This window comes from uncultured Leptotrichia sp. (genome assembly GCF_938036635.1).
Classification (GTDB): domain Bacteria; phylum Fusobacteriota; class Fusobacteriia; order Fusobacteriales; family Leptotrichiaceae; genus Leptotrichia; species Leptotrichia hongkongensis.
Genome location: NZ_CALHQO010000589.1, coordinates 1 through 3,279 on the forward strand (window position 1 = coordinate 1; position 3,279 = coordinate 3,279).

The window sequence follows — 3,279 nt, forward strand, 5'->3', positions numbered from 1 at the left end:
CTGAATATGATGTTCCCATATCCGAAATACAGCTCTAATATTTTAATTGATTAAAGAATTTTTTTAAAATTTAAATTCCCTGTTAAGTATGGAGAAGAAAAAAGTCTGATAAACTAAACTTAAGAAATTCGAAGTATATATGGTAAAAAGTACAAAAAAATGGAGTTAAACATTTTAGTTCACTCCATTTAATTTTACAAAAATTAATAAGATTTAGCTAATTCGTAAAGTTTTTCATATTCTCTTGCTGATCTGTCCCAAGAAAAATCAAGTTCCATGTTTCTTTTTATTAGTTTTTTCCAAATTTCAGGTTTATCGTAATAAATTCCTTCCGCTATTTTTATTGTGAAAAGCATATCATCTGCATTAAAGTTTGTGAATGAAAAACCGTTTCCTTCATCTGTAAAAATATTATAAGGCTGTACAGAATCTTTTAATCCTCCTGTTTCTCTTACGATTGGAATAGTTCCAAATCTCATTGCAATCATTTGGCTAAGTCCGCAAGGCTCATATCGTGATGGCATTAGAAATATGTCACTTCCTGCATAAATTTCGTTAGCAAGCTGTTCGTTGTATCCAAGGTAGACTTTAAATTTATTAGGATATTTTTGTGCTAAATGATTGTAATAGTCTTCATAGAATTTATCTCCACTTCCTAATATCACTACTTGCACAGCATCATATTGTAATAAGTTTTCAAGTGTTGCTGATACTAAGTCTAGCCCTTTTCCTTCAACAAGTCTTGAAACTATCGAAATTAAAGCGTTATCTGATTTTGGCAATCCTAATTTTTCTTGTAATAAATATTTATTTTCTTTCTTTTTGTCTAAAGAATCTTTATTGAAATGGATTATTCCTTTTGTTGTCTCAGGATCGAATTCTTGAATGTCTATTCCATTTAAAATACCATGAATATATTTTTGGTTTGTAATCCATTCTAAACCTTCTCCAAAATAAGCGTATTTTATTTCTTCAGCATAAGTAGGGCTTACTGTATTTACTACATCTCCATATGTGATTCCAATTTCCATAAAATTCAAATCGTGTCTATCATCCATATAATATCCCATTCTTTCAAATGAATACTTAGAAAATTTTCCTTGATACATTAAATTATGAATTGAATAAACAGTTCGCATATCCCAATAAAATGGATCGGAGTTATATCTAATATTTAAAAAATATGGAACTGGACCAGTTTGCCAGTCATTACAATGTAAAATATCCGCTTGTAAGTTAATTTCCTTTAAGAATCTAAGTGCTAATTCTGAAAACATGGCATATTGGACATCTTCGTCAAAATCCCCGTAAACATGTCCTCGTTCATACAGTGCTTTATTTTCAATAAAGTAATAATTTATTTTTTCATCAGGATATCTTACTAAATTAAATATCTCTCCGTGACTTTCAAGCCTTGCAACCCATTCTAGTTTTTCAAGATATTTTAATGGTATTACATCATATTTAGGCATTATTATAGAAACTTCGTGCCCAAGCTCCTGAATTTTTTTAGGCAATGCTCCTAAAACATCAGCCAGCCCACCAGATTTATAAAATGGAGCCACTTCAGATGCTAAATATACTATTTTCAAATTAATCACTCCTATTCTTAAAAATATTTTAAAATATTCAAGTTACTAAGAAACACTACTTAAAGGTCGTGCATACCTCTTAATAACTTGAATTTTTTTAGAATTTTAAATTTTTATATTAGATTTTATTAATCCAAATTACCATTTTATAGTTTCTCCAGTTTCAATTAATCTATTATTTTCATCAATTTTAACTCCAGAAAAAATTCTTACATTTTTACCGACAATTGATCCATCAGGAATAATTACTCCTTTTCCTATAACTGTAATTCCTGAAGATAGTAAATCTGGACGTTCTTTGTTAGGAATATTTGCATTTCCATTTCCAATGAATGAATTTTTACCAATGTATGTTTTTTTATCAGTAATAACTGTATCAAGATGAGAATTTTCATCTACATAAGTTCCAGAAAATATAATACTGTTTCTAATAGTTGCTCCCTTACGCACTGTAACACCTGGCCCTAATACTGAATTTTCTACACTTCCTTCAATTTTACATCCATTGCAGATTAAAGAATTTTGGACACTTCCTGTAACTCCAATTCTAACTGGTGCTAAATCTGCACTTCTTGTATAGATTTTCCATCCTTGATCATACAAGTTAATACCAACTTCTTCAGATTTTTTGATTAAATCCAAATTTGCCTCTAAGTATGAATCGTAAGTTCCAACATCTTTCCAGTAGCTATCATAAGTGTGAACATAGACTTTTCTTTCTTCATGAATCATAGCAGGAATTACATGATTTCCAAAGTCTAAATCGTGATTTTCTAATTTTTGAAGATATTCTAGTAATGAATCTGTATTGAAGATATAAATTCCCATTGATGCTAAGTTACTTTTGGGTTCGGCAGGTTTTTCTTCAAAGCTTAAGATTTTTTTATTTTGATCAACTTCAAAAATACCAAATCTACTTGCCTCTTCAATAGGCACTGGCTGTACAGCTATTGTTAATTCGGCATCATTTTCTTCATGTTCTTTTAACATCCATCTGTAATCCATTTTGTAAATATGATCTCCAGATAAAATCAATACATATTTAGGATTTTTACTTTGAATAAATTCGATATTTTGTCTAATTGCATCAGCAGTTCCTTGATACCAAGAATTTCCACCAAGTTTTTCATGTGGCTGCAACATTGTAATTGCAGTATCTCTTCTATCAAAATCCCATGGTTTTCCGGATCCGATATGTTCATTTAATGATAATGGCAAATATTGCGTAAGCAATGCAACATCGTAAATACCAGAATTTGAACAGTTACTTAGTGCAAAATCAATAATTCTGAATTTTCCAGCAAAAGGAACACTTGGTTTAACTCTTTTTTCTGATAGAATATCAAGTCTTGAACCTCTTCCACCAGCTAAAATCATAGCTAAAACTTTCATATAAATACCTCCATCTTCTTTTTTTACATTAAAAGTATACCCCCATTTTTTAAAAAATCAAATTATTTTTAAAATAAATATTTACAAGTTAATCTCTTTTATTTTGATAATTCCTAAAAGTTTTTCAATAAGCTCTTCAAAAATAATATTTTTATCTTTTTCTTTATGATGTAATATTAAAAAATATAAATCTGTATAGAATTCTTTTTTTACACCATTTATAAAAAAATTTCCACATTTTATCTTCTTTTTATTTTTTAAAACTATAATTCTTTCATTATCATCATTAATTTTT

The 3,279-nt window shown here is 28.7% G+C and carries 2 protein-coding genes and 1 pseudogene; all 3 read right to left on the reverse strand.

Annotated features, from left to right (window positions below; genetic code table 11):
• Positions 1-203 precede the first annotated feature (203 nt).
• The gene (locus tag Q0370_RS11720; RefSeq protein ID WP_367270897.1) at positions 204-1,592 is read right to left on the reverse strand and encodes a glycogen synthase; all 1,389 of its coding nucleotides are present in this window, start codon (positions 1,590-1,592) and stop codon (positions 204-206) included.
• Between the two features lie 138 nt (positions 1,593-1,730).
• Positions 1,731-2,984 carry a glucose-1-phosphate adenylyltransferase gene (locus Q0370_RS11725; protein ID WP_299575951.1) on the reverse strand — a complete coding sequence of 418 codons (1,254 nt, stop codon included), beginning with the start codon at positions 2,982-2,984 and terminating at the stop codon, positions 1,731-1,733.
• An 81-nt stretch (positions 2,985-3,065) separates the two neighbouring features.
• Positions 3,066-3,279 (reverse strand): annotated as a pseudogene (locus tag Q0370_RS11730) (hypothetical protein); the annotation flags it as partial.